15 protein-coding genes and 1 riboswitch are annotated in these 16,119 nt (G+C 69.4%); of the genes, 8 read left to right on the top strand and 7 right to left on the bottom strand.

Features of this window, described 5'->3' with window-relative positions:
* Positions 1-86: 86 nt before the first annotated feature.
* The 5 genes from I73_RS11755 to purT form a co-directional block, all read right to left on the bottom strand.
* Positions 87-968: a branched-chain amino acid ABC transporter permease gene (locus I73_RS11755; RefSeq protein ID WP_022980794.1), complete on the bottom strand. Its 882-nt coding sequence runs from the start codon at positions 966-968 to the stop codon at positions 87-89.
* Between the two features lie 19 nt (positions 969-987).
* Positions 988-1,779, bottom strand: a complete 792-nt coding sequence (locus I73_RS11750) for an ABC transporter ATP-binding protein (RefSeq protein WP_022980793.1) — start codon at positions 1,777-1,779, stop codon at positions 988-990.
* A complete protein-coding gene (locus I73_RS27545; RefSeq protein WP_022980792.1) occupies positions 1,776-2,945 on the bottom strand; it encodes an AMP-binding protein in 1,170 nt (389 codons plus the stop codon). Before I73_RS27545 ends, I73_RS11750 begins: the two co-directional genes overlap by 4 nt.
* 205 nt (positions 2,946-3,150) lie before the next feature.
* Positions 3,151-4,257: a sigma-54-dependent Fis family transcriptional regulator gene (locus I73_RS27540; RefSeq protein WP_022980791.1), complete on the bottom strand. Its 1,107-nt coding sequence runs from the start codon at positions 4,255-4,257 to the stop codon at positions 3,151-3,153.
* Between the two features lie 134 nt (positions 4,258-4,391).
* Positions 4,392-5,615 carry a formate-dependent phosphoribosylglycinamide formyltransferase gene (gene purT / locus I73_RS11735; RefSeq protein ID WP_022980790.1) on the bottom strand — a complete coding sequence of 408 codons (1,224 nt, stop codon included), beginning with the start codon at positions 5,613-5,615 and terminating at the stop codon, positions 4,392-4,394.
* A gap of 141 nt (positions 5,616-5,756) precedes the next feature.
* Between purT and ppk2 the strand changes: the two genes are divergently transcribed.
* From ppk2 to I73_RS11710, 5 genes are all read left to right on the top strand, one after another.
* Positions 5,757-6,923: a polyphosphate kinase 2 gene (gene ppk2 / locus I73_RS11730; protein ID WP_026096624.1), complete on the top strand. Its 1,167-nt coding sequence runs from the start codon at positions 5,757-5,759 to the stop codon at positions 6,921-6,923.
* A 113-nt stretch (positions 6,924-7,036) separates the two neighbouring features.
* A riboswitch (S-adenosyl-L-homocysteine riboswitch) is annotated at positions 7,037-7,118 on the top strand.
* Positions 7,119-7,220: 102 nt separating this feature from the next.
* The gene (ahcY, locus tag I73_RS11725; RefSeq protein WP_022980788.1) at positions 7,221-8,663 is read left to right on the top strand and encodes an adenosylhomocysteinase; all 1,443 of its coding nucleotides are present in this window, start codon (positions 7,221-7,223) and stop codon (positions 8,661-8,663) included.
* A 4-nt stretch (positions 8,664-8,667) separates the two neighbouring features.
* A complete protein-coding gene (locus I73_RS11720) occupies positions 8,668-9,423 on the top strand; it encodes a TlyA family RNA methyltransferase (RefSeq protein ID WP_022980787.1) in 756 nt (251 codons plus the stop codon).
* 18 nt (positions 9,424-9,441) lie between these two features.
* Positions 9,442-10,281, top strand: a complete 840-nt coding sequence (gene metF, locus I73_RS11715; protein ID WP_022980786.1) for a methylenetetrahydrofolate reductase [NAD(P)H] — start codon at positions 9,442-9,444, stop codon at positions 10,279-10,281.
* A gap of 215 nt (positions 10,282-10,496) precedes the next feature.
* A complete protein-coding gene (locus I73_RS11710) occupies positions 10,497-11,108 on the top strand; it encodes an OmpW family protein (RefSeq protein WP_022980785.1) in 612 nt (203 codons plus the stop codon).
* Positions 11,109-11,212: 104 nt separating this feature from the next.
* Here the strand turns inward: I73_RS11710 and I73_RS11705 are convergent, their stop codons facing one another.
* Both I73_RS11705 and I73_RS11700 read right to left on the bottom strand, forming a co-directional pair.
* Entirely contained in the window at positions 11,213-11,821 is a 609-nt protein-coding gene (locus I73_RS11705; RefSeq protein ID WP_022980784.1) for a 5-formyltetrahydrofolate cyclo-ligase, read from the bottom strand.
* A gap of 95 nt (positions 11,822-11,916) precedes the next feature.
* Positions 11,917-12,258 (bottom strand): DUF2917 domain-containing protein, encoded by a 342-nt coding sequence (locus I73_RS11700; RefSeq protein ID WP_022980783.1) that lies wholly within the window; start codon positions 12,256-12,258, stop codon positions 11,917-11,919.
* A gap of 113 nt (positions 12,259-12,371) precedes the next feature.
* Between I73_RS11700 and I73_RS11695 the strand changes: the two genes are divergently transcribed.
* From I73_RS11695 to I73_RS27535, 3 genes are all read left to right on the top strand, one after another.
* Positions 12,372-13,361: a LysR family transcriptional regulator gene (locus I73_RS11695; protein ID WP_022980782.1), complete on the top strand. Its 990-nt coding sequence runs from the start codon at positions 12,372-12,374 to the stop codon at positions 13,359-13,361.
* Positions 13,362-13,460: 99 nt separating this feature from the next.
* Positions 13,461-14,147, top strand: coding sequence for a glutathione S-transferase (locus I73_RS11690; protein WP_022980781.1), 687 nt, complete (start codon positions 13,461-13,463; stop codon positions 14,145-14,147).
* A gap of 33 nt (positions 14,148-14,180) precedes the next feature.
* A partial coding sequence (locus I73_RS27535; RefSeq protein ID WP_022980780.1) for a lytic transglycosylase domain-containing protein occupies positions 14,181-16,119 on the top strand: 1,939 nt, incomplete at its 3' end.

Below are 16,119 nucleotides of genomic sequence, written 5' to 3'. Positions count from 1 at the left end.
CTGCCAGAGCGGGAGCAGCCGGCGGTCATGCGCCGCACGGGTGCTGAACTGGCCTGCTTCAAGAAACCACATGGACACCCCTGCGCTCAGACACGCTCGATGGGCCGCTCACCGAACAGGCCGGCCGGTCGAACCAGCAGCAGCACGGTGGCCAGCAGATAAGGAAACCAGTTCTCGATGCCGCCGTCCACCAGCGGGCCGACGTAGACCTCGGCCAGCTTCTCGGAGGCCCCGACGATGAGCCCGCCGACGATGGCGCCCCCCACCGAGGAGAAGCCACCGATGATCAGCACCGGCAGCGCCTTGAGCACCACCAGCGACAGCGAGAACTGCACCCCCAGCCGGGCCCCCCACATCAGCCCGGTGATCAGGGCCACCAAGCCGGCCACGCCCCAGACCGCCGCCCACACGCGAGGCAGGCGGATGCCCACAGCCTGGGCGGCCAGCGGGTCATCGGCCACCGCCCGCAACGACAGACCCACGCGGGTTCGGTTGAACAGCAACGACAGCGCCAGCACCAGACCGCCGGCGGTGGCCGCGGCAAACAGATCAAAGCGCGAGACCATCAGCCCGGCCACATCCAACGGCACGTCCTCGATGCCCAGGTCCAGCGCATGCACCTGCGCACCCCAGAGCGCCTGGGCCCCGCCCTCGATCAGGTAGGCCAGCCCCAGCGTGGCCATGAACAAGGTGATGGGCGGTCGGTTCACCAGCGGGCGCAGCACCCAGCGCTCCACCGCCAGGGCCATGGCCAGCAGTGCGGCCAGCGCCACCCCCAGCGCCGCCCAGAAGGGCAGGCCCTTCTCCAGCAGGCAGACGTAGGTGAGTGCGCCAAAGAGCACCATGGCCCCCTGCGCGAAGTTGAACACCCCCGAAGCCTTGTAGATCAGCACGAAGCCGATGGCCACGAGGGAGTACATGACCCCCGAGAGCAGCCCCCCGATCAGCACTTCTGCGAAGAAATCCATCGCCTGGCGTCCTGTTGATTCAGTGGTGGGTGCCCAGGTAGGCGGTGATCACCTGGGGGTCGTGGCGCACCTGGTCCGGTGTGCCATCGGCGATCTTGCGACCGTGGTCCAGCACCACGACATGGTGGGACAGGCCCATCACCACGCCGATGTCGTGCTCGATCAGCACGATGGTCGTGCCCAGGGTCCGGTTCACCTCGGCGATGTGGCGCCCCATCTCCCGTTTTTCGCTGGCGTTCATCCCGGCCATGGGCTCGTCCAGCAGCAACAGGGTGGGTTCGGCCGCCAGGGCGCGTGCCAGCTCCACCCGCTTCTGCAGGCCATAGGGCAGCTGGCCCACCAGGCTGTGCCGCCAGGGCTGGAGCTCCAGGAAGGCGATCACCCGCTCGGCATGGCGGCGCTGGACCTCGTCCTCCCGATCCGCCCGCCCGATGCGCAGCGCCTGTTCCAGCCAGGTGCTGCGCCGATGCAGGCTGCGTCCCGTCAGGATGTTGTCCAAGGCAGACATGCCCTTGAACAAGGCGATGTTCTGGAAGGTCCGCGCCACGCCCTGCAGCGCCGCCTGTCGCGGCCGCAGTCCCCGGCCCGACAAGCCCCGGTAGGCCACGCGGCCGTGTTGCGGGCGGTAGACCCCGTTGATGACATTGAGCAGCGAGCTCTTGCCGGCGCCATTGGGGCCGATCAGCGCACAGATCTCTCCGGGCCGAACCGCCAGGCTGATGTCCTGCAATGCATGGACCCCGCCGAAGCGCAGCGAGATGCCCTCCAGCGCCAGCAGCGGCGCCGCCTGATCCACCGTCGGAGCGCTCACACCGCCCCCCAGGGATGCAGGTTGAACTGCACGGTCCGCTCATCCGGTGGTGCACTGTCGTGTTCACGGCTTGGACGGGGCGATGCGGTCCCACCTTCCGGCCAGACCCGCACAGCCACGCCCAGCGAGGCAAAGAAGCGGGCATCGTCCTCCGGCAAGGGAGCGCCGATCAGCAGTGCGGCACGGGTCCGGGTCAGCCCGATCACGTCGCGCAACCGCCGCCCCACGACCCAGCGCGGCAGCCGGCCATACCGGCCTGCCAGCGCGCGCTCCACCAGATGCCTCTGCCAGGTCCCCTCGGGCGGCAGTGCCTCGCGCACCCAGCGGGCCACGCGCTGGTAGGTCTCACAGGTGCCGGCCACCAGTGTGGGCCCGATCTCGCGCCGGTCCGTGTCGCGCGTGGCCAGGCGCTCCGGGAAATTCAGGCGCAGGCCCGTCAGCAACCAGGGCGCCAACAGGTAGCGCAGCTGGGCTTCGGTCGCGAAGGCCCGGGCCGCAAAGGCTTCGTCGCGATGGGTCAGGCCTTCCTGGTCCACCAGCGCCAGCCCCCCTTCCAGAAGATCCCGGTGGCTCAAGGAGAGAGCCCCTTGCTCGGTCTGGAGCAGAAAGGCGGTGTCATCGGCCTCGCCCTGGATCGGTTCGTCGAGTGCGCCCGCGGCCCGGCCTTCAAGCAGGAGCTCTTCGCTGGATTGCACGCGGTCCTGCAGGCCTGCGGGAAGGGTGACCGCGGCCCGGCGCTCCACATAGCCCACCCAGTGCAGACCCGCCTGGAGGTCGGCCAGTCCGGCCAGGTCGTCTGCGCTGTCCAGCAGCACAAAATGGGCGTGGGCCTCGGCCGAGGCTGCCGTGCGCCTTGACAAGGGAGCCGCCCCCGGGTGACCCAGCCGCACTCGCCCCCCCAGCCAGAGGGCCGCCAGAGACAGCAGCAGGGCCTCGGGACGGGGCTGGCAGCGCACCTGGAGCCAGTGCCCCGGCTGGAAGCCCCGTGCACGCAAGCCGGCGGCCAGCGTGGCCACCTCCTGCTGCAGGGTCCACCAGCGCCGTTCCTGCCACAGCCCCGCCTGCTTGTGACGCAGCGCCAGTCCGGCAGGGCGCAGACGGGCCTGGGCCTGCAACCAGCCTGTCAGCGTGGCCGGTGTCGAGGAGGAAGGAGGCAGGGGATGCATGCCTGCGCTTTCGCAGGAGCCATGCCAGCGCCCTGCCTCCATGGAATCAAGGACTTAGCGCACAGACCGGTGAGCGATCTGTTGCCGTGCCAGCAGACCTGCGACAGCGGCTGCCCGGACTGCTGCCGTGCCAGCAGCGGCAAAGAGCAGACACGGAAACGACAAGGCCGCCCTTGGGCGGCCTGGCAGGAGGCGGCGCCGAACGCTAGGAACCCGCTGCTTCGCCAGCGGCTTCAAGACCCGTGTCGCGGATGAGGCCGAAACGCTTGAGCTGGGTGCGCAGGATGTTGCGGGAGATGCCGAGCTGACGCGCGGTCCGCACCTGGTTCTCCTGGCAGTAGGCGAAGGCCGCGGTGAACAGCAGCTCTTCGATGCGCTCGTAGACATGGGGCGTGTCCAGATCCAGCAGCCGGTACAGGCCACTGCGGATGGCCGCCAAGCCATCGCACGGTTCCGGCGTCGTGGCATGGGGGCGGCTTTCGGCAGTCTGCAAAGGCAGACCGGGCAGGCGCAGATCCCCGGCCTCGATGCGCCCATGCTGGCAGACGATCAGCGCGAAGTGCACCACGTTCTCCAGTTCGCGGATGTTGCCGGGCCAGGCGTAGGCACGCAGCATCTGCGTCGCCTCGTCACTCAGACGGGGCCTGTCGCTGTCCATGCGCTGGCTGTAGTAGTCGATGAAGTAGTGGACCAGCGGCAGGATGTCGCCCGTGCGCTCACGCAAGGGGGGCAGCAGCACCGGCGCGACATTCAGGCGGTAGTAAAGATCCAGCCGGAAGCGCCCGGCTTGCACCGCTTGTTCCAGATGGACATTGGTCGCAGCCACCAGGCGCACATCGACGGGAATGGGCCTGCGCGAGCCCAGGCGCACGACCTGACGCTCCTGCAGCACGCGCAGCAGCTTGACCTGCATGGCCAGCGGCAGGTCACCCACCTCATCCAGGAACAGGGTGCCCCCCTGCGCCGCCTCGAACCAGCCGGCCCGGGCCTGCTGGGCCCCGGTGAAAGCACCCGCCTCGTGGCCGAACAGCTCCGCCTCGATCAGGTTGTCGCTGAAGGCCCCGCAATTGACGGCCACGAACGGTCCGCGCCGCTCGCTCTCGGCATGGATATGGCGGGCCACCAGCTCCTTGCCGGTGCCCGATTCACCCATGATCAGCACGTTGGCGTCGCTGCAGGCGATGCGCTCGACCTGACGCAGCAGCGCCAGCGACTTGGCGTCATGGAATATCAGGGCCTTGGCCCGGATCGTCAGGGCCGCCTGCTCTGCATTGGGCAGCGTCAGCAGCCGGGCGTAGGGAGTCGAAGTCATGGAACCACTCTGGGTTGACCCCAGGTCAGCACGGGACCCGGGAAACACCGAATGGCTTCAGTCTAGGAACATGCGCGCCACGCCCTAACAAAGGATTTCAAGCTTTGTTCTGCGTCATATCAACATGGGCGACCTCACACCACCCGCGGCTTGACCTTGCTGGCCGCCAGCTTGGCCTGGGTCCGGGCCACCTCGACATCGGCATCGTGCACCAGGGCCACCCCCATGCGGCGCTTGGTGAAGCTTTCGGGCTTGCCGAAGAGGCGGATGTCGGAGTTGGGCACCTGCAGGGCCTCGGCCACGCCGTCGAAGACGATGCCTTGGGCATCGACGCCGCCGTAGATCACCGCGCTGGCGCCGGGGCTCTTGAGCGAGGTGTCCACCGGCAGGCCCAGGATGGCGCGGGCGTGCAGTTCGAACTCGTTCTGCCACTGGGTGATCATGGTCACCATGCCGGTGTCGTGCGGGCGGGGGCTGACCTCGCTGAACCACACCATGTCGCCCTTGACGAAGAGCTCGACGCCGAACAGACCCTGGCCGCCCAGGTTGGCGGTGATGGCCTGGGCGATGTCGCGGGCCTTCTGCTGGGCCAGCGGGCTCATCGGGTGCGGCTGCCAGCTCTCCACATAGTCGCCGCTGACCTGCACATGGCCGATCGGGTCGCAGAAGTGCGTCTCGACCTGGCCGGAGGCGCCCACGGCGCGCACGGTCAGCTGGGTGATCTCGTAGTCGAAGTCGATGAAACCCTCGACGATGATGCGACCGGTGGCGACGCGGCCGCCGGCCATGGCGTAGTCCCAGGCCTTCTGCACATCGGCGGCCGAGTCGATCTTGCTCTGGCCCTTGCCGGAGCTGCTCATCACGGGCTTGACGATGCAGGGGTAGCCGATGGCGGGTTGACCATCGCTGCCGTCGATGGCAGCCTGCAGCTCGACCAGCGAGTCGCAGAAGCGGTAGGGGCTGGTGGGCAGGTCCAGCTCCTCGGCCGCCAGGCGGCGGATGCCCTCGCGGTCCATGGTCAGGCGCGCGGCGCGGGCGGTGGGGATGCAGCGGATGGTGCCCTCGGCCTCCAGCGCCTCCAGCACCGGGGTGGCGATGGCCTCGATCTCGGGCACCACGAGGTCGGGCTGCTCGGCCTCGATCAAGGGACGCAGCTGCTCGGGATCGCTCATCGCAATGGTGCGGGCGTGGTGGGCCACCTGCTGGCCCGGCGCGTTGTGGTAGCGGTCCACCGCGATGGTTTCCACGCCCAGCCGCTGCAGCGCGATCAGCACTTCCTTGCCGAGCTCGCCGGAGCCCAGCAGCATCACGCGGGTGGCAGACGGGGACAGCGGGGTACCCAGGGGGCGGACAGCCATGGCAGACCTCATGCAGTGGTGAAGAAGGCCGATATTGTCGCCAAGCGCGCAGACTGCATCCCTGGCGCCAACTTGACCTCGCTCAAGTCACACACCGGTCAAAGTTTCATGATCGATGGATTGACCCCCACCCAGAACACCATGGCACGACAACAACCCACCCCCGCCCCTGAACCCCAAGCCACCCCCGAAGCCACCGCCCCCCGCCGGCGCAAACCGCGCGCCACGGCCCCGGTGGCCGTGGGCAGCGTGCGCCCCAAGGCCAGCACCCGCGCGTTGCAAAAGCTGGAGGTGGAGGCGGCCCGCGAGGCCGCCCAGGTGGTGCAGGCCGAGGTGGTGGGCGGGCTGCTGCAGACCGGCCTGTCGACCGACCCGCTGCGGGCCTTGCTCGATGGCGCTTCGCCCGACGACCTGAAGGCCCTGCGCCGCGAGATCAACGCGCGTCGCAAGCCGGCCCCCACCGGCATCGACCCCGACCTGGAGCTGGCCGCCGGCTGGCGCGAGGGCCATTACCCCTACAAGAACCTGCTGTCGCGCCGCAGCTACGAAGAGCAGAAGTACCGCCTGCAGGTGGAGTTGCTGAAGCTGCAGGCCTGGGTCAAGGAAACCCGCCAGCGGGTGGTGATCATCTTCGAAGGCCGCGACGCAGCCGGCAAGGGCGGCACCATCAAGCGCTTCATGGAACACCTGAACCCCCGCGGCGCCCGCGTGGTGGCGCTGGAAAAGCCCAGCGAGGTGGAACAAGGTCAGTGGTACTTCCAGCGCTACATCCAGCACCTGCCCACCCGCGGCGAGATCGTGATGTTCGACCGCAGCTGGTACAACCGCTCGGGCGTGGAGCGGGTGATGGGCTTCTGCTCCGACAACCAGTACCAGGAGTTCCTGCGCCAGGCCCCGGAGTTCGAACGCCAGCTGGTGCGCGACGGCGTGCACCTGTTCAAGTTCTGGTTCTCGGTCAGCCGCAGCGAGCAGCGCCGCCGCTTCAAGGAGCGCGAGCTGCACCCGCTCAAGCAGTGGAAGCTCAGCCCCATCGACATGGCCAGCCTGGACAAGTGGGACGACTACACCCGCGCCAAGGAGGCCATGTTCCTGCACTGCGACACCTCCGACGCGCCCTGGACGGTGATCAAGTCCGACTGCAAGAAGCGCGCGCGCCTGAACGCGATGCGCTACGTGCTGCACCGCCTGCCCTACGGCAAGAAGCGCCTGGAGGCCATCGGCCCGGTGGACCCGCTGATCGTGGGCCGGCCCTCGCTGGTGCCCAGCCTGAGCGAGGACCAACTGGCGACGATGGACGGCCAGGCCTGAGCGGAGCGCCCGTCACGGGACGACAAAAGCGGGCCCGAATGCCCGCTTTTTCACATCTGGCGCCCGGTTCGCAGCTGTGCGCCAGCCAGGCCCCGCTGCTACACTGGCGGCCTGCTTCCGAGGAGCGTTGCAAGGCCCGTCGCCCGATGGTCCCCAGGCTCGGAACCCCTTCTTCAGCAACGGCGCTCACCCGCACTTCCCGGTGCCGCGGTGAGCCCTGGGCGAACGTCTGAACCGTTCGCCCCCCGGTCCTCCTTCGGTCCCGCGTGCGGGCTTGTCGAACCGATGGAGCAACCGATGAACGCTGCACTGCCCAAGACCGCCCTGGCCCCCGAACAGTACGTGGTGGCCGATCTTTCCCTGGCCGACTGGGGCCGCAAGGAACTGACCATTGCCGAGCACGAGATGCCCGCGCTGATGGCCATCCGCCAGGAATACGCCGCCAGCCAGCCCCTGAAGGGCGCGCGCATCACCGGCTCGCTGCACATGACCATCCAGACCGGCGTGCTGGTGGAAACGCTGCAGGCCCTGGGCGCCGAAGTGCGCTGGGCCTCCTGCAACATCTTCTCGACCCAGGACCACGCCGCCGCCGCCCTGGTGGCTGCCGGCACCCCGGTGTTCGCCTACAAGGGCGAGACGCTGGTGGACTACTGGGACTACACCCACCGCATCTTCGAGTTCGGCGCCAAGGGCACGCCGGGCGAAGGCCCCAACATGATCCTGGACGATGGCGGCGACGCGACGCTGCTGATGCACCTGGGCCAGAAGGCCGAGAAGGACCTGTCCGTGCTGGCCCACCCCGCCAGCGAGGAAGAGCGCATCCTCTTCGCCGCCATCAAGGCCAAGCTGGCCGTGGACCCGACCTGGTACAGCCGCAAGTCGGCCGAGATCATCGGCGTGACCGAAGAGACCACCACTGGCGTGCACCGCCTCAACGAAATGAGCGCCAAGGGCACGCTGCTGTTCCGCGCCATCAACGTCAACGACTCGGTCACCAAGAGCAAGTTCGACAACCTGTACGGCTGCCGCGAATCGCTGGTGGACGGCATCAAGCGCGCCACCGACGTGATGGTGGCCGGCAAGATCGCCGTGGTCTGCGGCTACGGTGACGTGGGCAAGGGCTCGGCCCAGGCCCTGCGCGCCCTGAGCGCCCAGGTCTGGGTGACCGAAGTCGACCCGATCAACGCCCTGCAGGCCGCGATGGAAGGCTTCCGCGTGGTGACGATGGAGTGGGCCGCCTCGCAGGCCGACATCTTCGTGACCACCACCGGCAACCGCGACGTGATCACCTATGAGCACATGGCGGCGATGAAGAACAACGCCATCGTCTGCAACATCGGCCACTTCGACAACGAGATCCAGGTCGCCAAGCTGGAAGAGAAGTGCCAGTGGGAGGAGATCAAGCCCCAGGTGGACCACGTGATCTTCCCGGACGGCCACCGCATCATCCTGCTGGCCAAGGGCCGCCTGGTGAACCTGGGCTGCGCCACCGGCCACCCCAGCTACGTGATGAGCTCCAGCTTCGCCAACCAGACCCTGGCGCAGATCGAGCTGTTCACCCGCCCGAACGACTACGCCGCCGGCCAGGTCTATGTGCTGCCCAAGAAGCTCGACGAGAAGGTGGCCCGCCTGCAGCTGACCACGCTCAACGCCCAGCTGACCACGCTGACGCCCGAGCAGGCGGCCTACATCGGCGTGTCCGTCGAAGGCCCCTACAAGCCGGACAGCTACCGCTACTGATCCCGTGCGTGCCGACCAGCTTCTCGTTCAGCAGGGCCTGGCGCCCAGCCGGTCGGCCGCCCAGCGGCTGATCGAGCGCGGTGCCGTGCGCTGGCTGGGCCCGCGAGGCTGGCAGGTGCCCCGCAAGGCCGGCGACGAGCTGCCCGCGGGCTGCGAGATCGAGGTCACCGACGATGCCGAGCTGCGCTGGGCCTCGCGCGGGGGCCTCAAGCTCGAAGGCGCGCTGCGCGAGGCCGGCCTGGACCTGCACGGCACGGTGGCGCTGGACGTGGGCCAGAGCACCGGCGGCTTCACCGATGTGCTGCTGCACGCCGGCTGCCGCCAGGTGGTGGGCGTGGACGTGGGCCGAGATCAGCTGCTGCCCCGGCTGCGCCAGGACCCGCGGGTGACCGCGCTGGAAGGCCTCAACGCCCGCGAGCTCAGCCCCGCTGCCCTGGGCGCGGCCTGGCCCGCAGAGGGCTTCGACCTGATCACCGGCGACCTGTCCTTCATCTCACTGAGCCTGGTGCTGCCGGCCCTGGCGCCGTTGCTGGCGCCCGGGGGCACGCTGCTGATGCTGGTCAAGCCGCAGTTCGAGCTGCAGCCCGGCGACATCGGCAAGGGCGGGCTGGTGAAGGATCCCGCGTCCTACGCCCGGGTGGAGACCCGGCTGCGCGAGGCCTGCGCCGCCTGCGGCCTGGCCGTCACCGCCTGGCGCGACAGCCCCATCACCGGCGGCGACGGCAACCGCGAATTTTTCGTTCAGGCGCAACGTGCCTGAACCCTGGAACACGAGACGATGAACCCCGACTTTCCCCTGAGCCTGGAATTCTTCCCGCCCAAGACGCCCGAGGGCGCCCAGAAGCTGGCGGCCGCACGGCAGCAGCTCTACGCGCTGGACCCGACCTTCTGCTCGGTCACCTACGGTGCCGGCGGCTCCACCCAGGACGGCACGCTGCAGACCGTGCAGGCCATCCTGGCCGAAGGCCGCGACAGTGCCTCGCACTTCACCTGCGTGGGTGCCACCCGCGACTCGGTGCGCGAGAAGCTGGCCCAGTTCAAGGCCATGGGCCTGCGCCGCCTGGTCGCCCTGCGGGGTGATCTGCCCAGTGGCTACGGCAGCATGGGCGAGTTCCGCTACGCCAGCGAGCTGGTGGCCTTCATCCGCGCCGAGACGGGCGAGCACTTCCATCTGGAGGTGGCGGCCTACCCCGAGATGCACCCGCAGGCCCGCAGCCCACAGGCCGATCTGCAGGCCTTCGCCACCAAGGTGGCGGCCGGCGCCAGCTCGGCCATCACCCAGTTCTTCTTCAACGCCGACGCCTACTTCCGCTTCGTCGACGAGGCGCGGGCCCTGGGCGTGAACGTGCCCATCGTGCCGGGCATCATGCCCATCACCAATGCCAGCGGCATCCTGCGCTTCGCCGACAGCTGCGGCGCCGACATCCCGCGCTGGATCCGGCTGCGCCTGCAAAGCTTCGGCGACGACAGCGCCAGCATCAAGGCCTTCGGCCTGGAAGTGGTGGGCGCGCTGTGCGAGCGCCTGCGCGCCGGTGGCGCCCCGGGCCTGCACTTCTACACCATGAACCAGAGCGGGCCGACGCTGGCGATCTGCCGGCAGCTGGGCCTGGTGGCCTGAGCGCAGGACGGGTGACGCAACAGACTGTTGCGCGGCGGCGTCACCCCCACCCCCGCGATCTGACCTGGATCAATTCCGCAGCAAGGCTCACCCCGCGGATGCAGGCAGCTTGCGCCGACTCAGCTTGACTTCGGGCACTTCACGTTGCAATGGCGTCAGACCAAACGAAATGGTCACCCCTTTTGCAACCTGAAGACAAGAGACGGAGTCCCCACATGCGTAAGCAACTGTTCGCACTGGCCGCCGTGGCCGCCCTGGCCGCTCCCCAATTCGCCGCCGCCCAAGATTCGGGCAGCTGGCTGGTGCGTGCCCGCGCCCTGTACCTGCAATCGGAGAACCACGACACCACCGGTCTGGATCTGTCGGTCAACGACAAGGCCTTCCCGGAATTCGACGTCAGCTACTTCTTCACGCCCAACATCGCGGCTGAGCTGATCCTGACCTACCCGCAGTACCACAAGATCGAAGCCGGCGGCACCAAGATCGGTGGCCTGCGTCACCTGCCCCCGACCCTGACCGCCCAGTACCACTTCACCAACTTCCAAGGCTTCCGCCCCTACCTGGGCGCCGGTGTGAACTACACCAACGTCACCTCGGTGAGCTGGGAACCTGCTGTGGAGGCCGCGCTGCACCCGAGCATCACCCGCAACAGCTTCGGCTGGGCGGTGCAGGCCGGTGTGGACATCCCGGTCGGCAACAACTGGCTGGTGAACGTGGACGTCAAGAAGGTCAAGATCGGCGTGGACGTCAAGTCCTCCGGCACCAAGGTCGGCGAATTCGACATCGACCCGCTGCTGTTCAGCGTGGGTGTCGGCTACCGCTTCTGATGAAGCCGGGGCCCCGCAAGGGGCTTCTTTCGAGGGTCCATGTTTTGAGGGGCTGCCGCAGGGCAGCCCCTTTTTTCATGGCTGGGGACGCGCGGCGTCAGGCGTCAGTCCTCGCCACGCTGCCAGTGCACGCCTTCATCGGTGAGGATGGCGTCCAAGGGAATGTCGTGCGGCTCGGCCTGCAGCCAGGGCACGTAGCCATGGGTGTAGCCCACGCCGGCCGTGACCGGGCGGGGCTGCAGCGCCGCCAACGTGCGGTCGTAGAAGCCGCCGCCATAGCCCAGGCGCACACCGCCAGGGCCGTAGCCCACGCAGGGCACCAGCAGCAGCTCGGGGTGGAAGGCCTCGGTGTCCTTGGGTTTGGGAATGCCGTAGGCATCCTCTTCCATCGGACAGCCGGGGTACCAGACATGGAAGGTCAGCTGCTTGGTCTCGCGGTTGATCACCGGCAGACCGATGCGGCGCTCCTCGCCGGCCTCGGCCGCCTCGCTCCAGCGGTAGAGCGCCGGCAGCGCATCGAACTCGCCCTTGATCGGCCAGTAGGCACCGATGGTCTTCTCGGGCCGGCTGATCAGCCAGACCATCAGCACCTCCTGGAGGTGCGCAGCCCGCTGGTGGCGGTCCAGCAGGGCCATGCGCTCGGCCTGCAGCTGCTTGCGCAGCACGGCCTTGTCGCGCGAGGGTTCGAGGTTGAGCTTGAACGGCAGGGTCATGGCGTGGGGCGGATCACCGTCGACAACACGCCCCGATTGTGCGCCCTCCGCGCAGGCCGACGCCGCCGCGCCCGGGCCATGCCCGGGTGAGGCACTCAGGCGGCCGACAGATCGCCCGCCCAGGCCTGCAAGCGGTGGGCCGCCCGTTCGAGCTGGGCGGCCAGCAGCTGGGCCCCGGCGCGCAGCAGCGCCCGCACCCCGTGCAGGCGAGCCGGCACCTGCCAGACCAGCACCGGCGCACGGCCCGGCGCCCAGGGCTCCAGCGTGATGCGGTCGCCCGCCGACAAGCGCAGGCGATCACCCGCGGCCAGCACATGGTCGGCCAGATCATCGTCCCGGGTCAGCCACACGCGACCCGTGGCCACCAGCAGTTCACCCGCCTGCCCCGCCCGGCCGCGCCAGACGCCGTCAAGGCACATCGTGGAATGCAGCTTCATCATCAATCTCCTGACAGGTGGAGACACCAACATCCTCTCCACAGCCTGAATCTTCGGCTTCTGGCCTGTTCAGGTCCAATGACGAGTGCACCCTGGATTGATACCATCTGCGCATGAATCATCTGAGCCAGCGCCCGCTTGCCCTGGACTGCCTGCGCAGCTTCGAAGCGGTGGCCCGGCGCCTGAGCTTCAGCGCCGCGGCCGAGGAGATGCACCTCACCCAGCCGGCCATCAGCCGCCAGATCAAGGGGCTGGAGGAAGAGCTGGGCGCCCCGCTGTTCACCCGCGGCACCCGCAAGGTGGAACTCACCGCCGCCGGCCAGGCCCTGCTGCGCACCGTGGCCCCCCTGCTCATCCGGCTGGACGGCACCGTGCGGCAGATCCGCCTGGCCCGCTCGCGCCACCAGGTCAGCCTGACCACCTTCCCTTCCTTCGCCTCGCTGTGGCTGATGCCGCGGCTGGTGGCGTTCGAGCGTGCCCACCCGACGGTGGACATCCGCATCTCGGCCAGCGACCGGCTGGTCGACGAAGACGACCCCGAACTGGACCTGGCATTGCGCCAGTGCCGGCCGGAACGGGCGCCGGCCTCGGCCATCCGCTTGTTCGGCGAGGTGCTCAGCCCCGTCATCGGCGCCGGGCTGGCCGCGGCCGTGGCCCGGGGCGATGCCCCCCCGCTGCAGCAGCCCGCCGACCTGGCCCAGCACACCCTGCTGGAGATGGACGATGGCCGGCCCCAGTCCAGCGTCCTGGCCTGGCCGGCCTGGCTGGCGGCCCAGGGCCTGGACCGGCTGCAGCCCAAGCGCTGGTTCAGCACCAACTACACCCATCAGCAGATGCAGGCCGCCCTGGCCGGCCAGGGCGTGGCCCTGGCGCGGCTGGCCCTGGTGCACGACGGGCTGGCGCGCGGGGAGCTGGTCGAGCCCTTCGGCCCGGCCTGCCGCCTGTGGAGCCAGCACGACTACTGGCTGGTGCCGCTGGGCGGCAGCCAGCCCCCGCGCCCGGAGCAGCAGGCCTTCACCCGCTGGGTGCTGGACCAGGCGGCCGCCACCCGCCAGGCCATCGGCGACCACGCCGACCCCGACAGCCTGGCCCACGCCGATTGACCCGGGCATGACCGCCACGCATGGCGGCGATGCAGGGAATTCACCCTCGGCGCCGCCGCCGGCCCGTAGCATGCGGCCATCCCATCCCGAGGTCGTCCCATGCAGCTCTACATCGGCAACAAGAACTACTCGTCCTGGTCCATGCGCCCCTGGGTGCTGATGACCCACTTCGGCCTGCCCTTCGAGGAGGTCCTGGTCCGCTTCGACAGCTTCGACCCCGGCTCGCGCTTCAAGGCCGTGGTCGGCGCTCTGGCCCCCACCGGCAAGGTGCCGCTGCTGGTGGACGGCGACCTGGTGGTCTGGGACTCGCTGGCCATTGCCGAGACCCTGGCCGAGCGCTTCCCGCAGCACACACTCTGGCCGGCCGACCCGGCAGCCCGGGCCCGCGCCCGCAGCCTGTGCGCCGAGATGCACAGCGGCTTTGGCGCGCTGCGCAATGCCTGCCCAATGAACATCGAGGCCAGCCTGCCCGACATCGGGGCCCAGGTGCTGCGCGAGCAACCGGCCGTGGCCGCCGACCTGGCCCGCCTGCAAACCATGTGGACCGAAGCCCTGGCCACCAGCGGCGGCCCCTTCCTGTTCGGCGGCTTCGGCATCGTCGATGCCTACTACGCCCCGGTGGTGGCCCGACTGCGCGGCTACGCGCTGCCGGTCAGTCCGCTGGTGCAGGCCTACATGGACCGCGTCTGGGCCAGCCCCGGCGTGGCGGCCTGGGTGGCCCAGGCCCTGGCGGAGCAGGACTTCCTGGACTTCGAGGAACCCTACCGGCAGGCCCCTGCGGCCTGAGGCCCTGTGCCGCTGCGGTACAGTGGCTGGACGATGCGCCTCTCCCTGTTCCGCCCCCTGGCCGCCCTCACCCTGGGCCTGCTGGCCGGCGCGGCCGGCCTGCTGCCTGCCGCCTCGGCCCAGGACCTGGACGACACCCTGATCCGACAGGCCAAGGAGGCCTTCCAGAAGCGCGACAAGGACCGCCTCTCCGCGCTGAAGACCGCGGCCCAGGACGCCCGCTATCCTCTGGCGCCCTGGATCGACTACTGGGACCTGAGCAGCCGACTCGGCGAGGTCTCCGCCCCCGAGGTCGAGGCCTTCTACGCCCGCTGGCCCGGCAGCTATGTGGAAGACCGGCTGCGCAACGACTGGTTGCTGGAGCTGGGCAAGCGCCGCGACTGGGCCGGCGTGGCGCGCGAATATCCACGTTTTCGGATGGACGACGACCGCGAGGTGAGCTGTTACGCCCTGGTCGCGGCCCAGCAGTCCGGCCAGGCCGTCACCGACGCCGCACGCAAGGCGTGGATGGACCAGAAACAGCCCGACGATGGGTGCCAGTTGCTGGCCCAGACCTTGTTCGACGCCAAGCAGTTCAACGAAGGCGATGTCTGGCGCAAGCTGCGCCAGGCGGTGGAGGCCAACCGGCAGAAGCAGGCCCGGGCCGTGGCCGGCCTGCTGGGCGATGGTGTGGCCAAGCCGCTGGCCGAGATCTTCGACAACCCCGCCCGCTACCTGGCCCGCAAGGCCGGCAGCGGCAACCGGCGCGAGGACAACCTCACAGCGCTGGCCCTGGCCCGCCTGGCCGCGGGCGACCCGGCCGTGGCCGCCAAACAGCTGGAAGACCGCTGGAGCCAGCACCTGGACGCGGAAGCCGCCGCCTGGGCCTGGGCCGTCACCGCTCGGCAGGCCGCCTTCGCCCTGATGCCCGAGGCCCTGGACTGGACTCAGAAGGCCTGGGGCCGGCTGAAGAAGCGCGAGGCCCGCGACCCGGACTGGAGCGACGACACCCTGGCCTGGCAGGCCCGGGCCTGGCTGCGCCTGGGCAGTGGCGAGGCGCGCTGGAACGGCGTGCTGCGCTGCATCGACGCCATGGGCGTGGACGAGCGCAACAGCGCCGTCTGGCAGTACTGGCGGGCCCGCGCCCTGCTGGCACTGGCCAAGCCCGGCGCGGCCGGCGAGGCCCAGCGCCAGGACGGCCAGGCCCTGTTGCAGGCCCTGGCACCGCAGCTGGGCTACTACGGCCAGCTCGCGTCCGAGGACCTGGGCAGCCTGCAGCCCCTGCCGCCCCGCCCGGCGGCCCTGAGCCCCGCCGAGCGCGACGCCATGCGCCGCCACCCCGGCCTGCAGCGCGCGCTGGCCCTGTTCGGCATCGGCATGCGCTCCGAAGCGGTGCGCGAATGGAATTTCTCGCTCATCGGCCTGAGCGACCGCGAGCTGCTGTCGGCCGCCCAGCTGGCCTGCGAACGCGAGATCTGGGACCGCTGCATCAACAGCAGCGAGAAGACCCGCGCCGAGTTCGACCTGGCCCAGCGCTTTCCCACCCCGCACGCCGACGAGCTGCTACCCCGGGCGCGCGAGATCGGACTGGACGCGGCCTACGCCTACGGCCTGGTGCGGCAGGAATCACGCTTTATCACCGACGCCCGCTCCGGCGTGGGCGCCAGCGGCCTGATGCAGGTGATGCCCGCCACCGCCAAGTGGACGGCCAAGAAGATCGGCATGAGCGACTACAGGCCCGCCATGCTGAGCGACAAGGCCGTCAACCTGAGGCTGGGCACCGCCTACCTCAAGCTGGTGCTGGACGACATGGACGGCTCGCAGGCCCTGGCCGCGGCCGCCTACAACGCCGGCCCGAACCGCCCGCGGCGCTGGCGCGACGGCCCGGTGCTGGAGCCGGCGATGTGGGTGGAGAACATCCCATTCAACGAAACCCGGGATTACGTCAAGAAAGTGCTGTCCAACGCCCACCTACTATGCCGGCCTGATGGGC

This window comes from Ideonella sp. B508-1 (genome assembly GCF_000333615.1).
In the GTDB taxonomy this organism is placed as follows: Bacteria; Pseudomonadota; Gammaproteobacteria; order Burkholderiales; family Burkholderiaceae_C; genus Ideonella.
The sequence above is the reverse complement of the archived record's forward strand: the minus strand, read 5'-3'. Positions and strand labels throughout refer to the sequence as shown.